Origin of the sequence: Thauera sp. 28, from assembly GCF_000310145.2 — a bacterium.
Classification (GTDB): Bacteria; Pseudomonadota; Gammaproteobacteria; order Burkholderiales; family Rhodocyclaceae; genus Thauera; species Thauera mechernichensis.
Genome location: NZ_AMXA01000067.1, coordinates 1 through 3,186, shown reverse-complemented (window position 1 = coordinate 3,186; position 3,186 = coordinate 1). Strand labels below are relative to the sequence as shown.

Annotated in this window: 3 protein-coding genes; all 3 read right to left on the bottom strand. The window is 63.4% G+C overall.

Annotated features, from left to right (window positions below):
• Positions 1-96: 96 nt before the first annotated feature.
• From C662_RS19405 to C662_RS19395, 3 genes are read right to left on the bottom strand one after another with little or no spacing between them, the layout of a single operon-like run.
• The gene (locus C662_RS19405; protein ID WP_232433282.1) at positions 97-1,113 is read right to left on the bottom strand and encodes a tyrosine-type recombinase/integrase; all 1,017 of its coding nucleotides are present in this window, start codon (positions 1,111-1,113) and stop codon (positions 97-99) included.
• A complete protein-coding gene (locus tag C662_RS19400) occupies positions 1,103-2,077 on the bottom strand; it encodes a tyrosine-type recombinase/integrase (protein ID WP_002930643.1) in 975 nt (324 codons plus the stop codon). Before C662_RS19400 ends, C662_RS19405 begins: the two co-directional genes overlap by 11 nt.
• A complete protein-coding gene (locus C662_RS19395) occupies positions 2,074-2,865 on the bottom strand; it encodes a site-specific integrase (RefSeq protein ID WP_232433283.1) in 792 nt (263 codons plus the stop codon). The genes C662_RS19400 and C662_RS19395 overlap by 4 nt, the downstream gene beginning before the upstream one ends.
• Positions 2,866-3,186 lie beyond the last annotated feature (321 nt).

The window sequence follows — 3,186 nt, the reverse complement described above, 5'->3', positions numbered from 1 at the left end:
GATTATGTAGATGCCTCGATTATGTTGAGCCAGCATGGGCGTCGTGCGCCAACCGCCCGGCTGGGGCTGCAGGCGCCGTTTTTGATCTCCACATAATCAGAGCGTTCGCAGGAAGTCGATCAGCGAGTCGGGTGCCCGATAGCGCCTGAGTTTGGCCTCTGGCTCGTGAAGCCGGGCCAGCGCCCGCTCCTTCATCGCCAGATCAGCTTCGACGTACTGGTGCGTCGTTGCCGGGCTCTCATGGCCGAGCCAAAGCGCAATGACGCTGATGTCGACGCCGGCCTGCAGCAGGTGCATTGCCGTCGTGTGGCGAATCATGTGAGGCGAGATGTGACGTGTCGCCAAGTCGGGGCACGATTTCGCGGCCACCTGGACGGCGCGCTCCAGTCGCTGCATCACGTTCCATCGCGACATCGCTTGGCCTTCGCGATTGGGTAGCAACGGCGAGTTCGAATCGAACTGCGGATTGCGCCGAAGCCAAGCCCTGATCGCCCTGATGGTTGAGCGCCACAGCGGCACGCTGCGCTGCTTGCGCCCCTTGCCATGTAGATGAACACAAGCGGCAGCATCGTCGAGTACGACATCGCCGACCTTCACGGCGACGATCTCTGAAACCCGCGCACCGGTGTTGTAGAGCATCAGTAGCAACACATGATCCCGTTGGCTGAACCACGTCCCATCTGGCGCTCCGATCACCGCCAGCATCTCTTCCCGGGACAGATAGCCGAGCATCGGGCGTTCGAAGCGTTTTGCCGGAACACCGAGCGCATGTTCAATCACCTGCAGCGATGACACGTCGCGGTGCGCCGCAAACTTCAGGAACGAACGCAGCGCCGCGAGGCGGGCATTGCGGCTACGCACGCTGTTGTGCCGATCGCGTTCCAGATGGTCGAGAAAGGCCATTATCAGATCCGGCGTGATGTCGGGCAGTGTGAGTAGCGCAGGCGACCGGCCGAGGCGCGCCTCGGCAAACCCCAGGAAGAGCATGAAGGCATCCCGGTAAGCGGCCACGGTGCGCGGACTGAGGGCGCGTTGTTGTGTCAGGTGTTCGACGAAGAAGGCTTGTACGAGCGCGGGAAACGATGGCGGTGGTTTGGCTTGCCTACGCATCATCGTCTCCCGCGAGGTCGGCGAACTGCTCGAACCGCCTGGCTGTGATGGCCATCAACTCCGGAACGCCGGTGAGGTACCAGTACGTGTAGAAGATCTCGGCATGGCCCATGTAGGTCGCCAGGGCCAGCATCTTCTGGTCGATCTCGGCACCGTCGGCGTACCAGCGCATCAACCGCCGGACAGCAAAGGTGTGGCGCAAGTCGTGCAAGCGGGGCGCCTCGTGTCCGCCGCGATTGATCCATCCGAGGCGCTCGCGCAGGCCGGTAAAGACGCGGTGTACCTGTCGATCGCTGAGCGGCAGCCCCAGTCGGCGGCCACGACTGCTGATCAGAAACGGCATGCCCGCTGTCGTCGGAAGATGCCTCTCGCGCTGCCTTCGGTAGCAGCCCAGTGCCTTGACCGTGCTCGGATGGATCGGCAGTTGCCGAGACTTGGCGAACTTGGTCTGCCGGATCGTCAGCATCCCGCGCTTGAGGTCGACATCCGCATCGCGCAGGTGAATGGCTTCGGAAACGCGCAGTCCGGTCGAAGCCATCAGACCGAACAGGGTTTCGTAGGTGAAGGGCCGAATGCTGCCAGTGGGGCCGAGTGTGCGTGCTGCCGCGAGCAACTCGACGATCTCGTCGTCATGGTAGATGTGGGGTGCAACGCGGCCGGGTTCCGGGCCGAAGAGCGATGCCTCGGGCAACTCGGTATCCGGCTCGAACTGCTGCAGGTAACAGATGAAGTGCCGCAGTCGTCCCCAACTGCGCGCCCAGGTGCCTGCATCGCCATTGCCATCCTTGGCGGTACGCACCCATTCGGCCATGAGCTCGGCCGTCAGCGGACCACGATGGCGTTTGGCCGCCACGAAGCGGGCAAACCTGGAGAGGAAGGCGTCACCGGAGCGCAGACGGAAACCCTGACGACGGCGCTCGGCCAGATAGTCGTCGATTCTGGCCTGCAGGCTTCGGCGTCGGCTCATGATTCACTCCCCGGCCAGGGCAGCGCAACGTCGGCGAGATTTGGCGTGTCGAGCTTCGCGTAGATCCGGGAGGTTTCCAGAGACCGGTGCCGCAAGACATCAGCAACTTCCTTGAGTGAGCCGCCGTTCTCGACGAGGCGACACGCCAGCGTATGCCGCAGGACGTGCGATCCTGTACCAGGCAAGCCGGCCCGTTGGCACGCCCGGCGGATCACGTTCTGAATCGCATAGGTTGTGACTGGAACGTCACGCGAGTCGCGGCGGCAAAGGAAGATTGCCCGGCTTGGGGCTGCCGGGCGCTCATGCTGCAAATAGTCCGCCAAGGCTTGCCCGGTGGTCATCGGCAGCGGCAGGACGTCCCGCCGTCGCGACTTCGTCCCCTTCAGCGTGACCGTGCCTTCTCGCCAGTCGATGTCGTCGATCGACAGGTTCGCGATCTCGCCCGCGCGCAGCCCCATGTCCAGTGCGCAGCGGACGATGGCATAACCTCGCCTGGGCTTGCGTCCATAAGGGAGTGCGGCGAGCAGCCGTTGAACTTCGTCCGGCTTGAGGGCGCGGGGCAGCACTGCAAGGTTCCACTGCACCGGTGAGGAGATGACTGCGCTCAGACCGGCAACCGAGTCGCCGCAGATCGTCCGGTAGCGGAGGTAACTTCGCAAGGCGGTTGCGACTTGCGAAGCGGCAGAATGCGAGGGGCCGTCCCCCAGTTGCCCGGCGATGAAGCGCCGAACATCGGCTGCATGCAGCCTGGCCATGTCGATGACGCCGCCGGCAAACTTCTTCTGCAACAACAGACCGACGATGCGGCAATGGTTGCGACGTGTGCATGCCGCAAGGCCACGGACGTCATGCAGGTGGTCGTCGTACCGCCGCAGTTCGTCGGCGATGGCGTCGGAGGGGGCTGCGCTTGGGCGCGTAGGTTGCGCGCGCCGGGATTGGGCGGATGGGTTCATGAGCGTCTCCTGGAGTGGAAACTCCACTTCAGGAGAGCGCTGGAATTATGTCGAGCTCAGACTCCTACCCCGGCAAGCAAAAGCTCGAGCACACTGGGATCTACGGCCTGCTATCCCGGACGCTTAACATAATCGAGGCATCTACATAATCGGCCT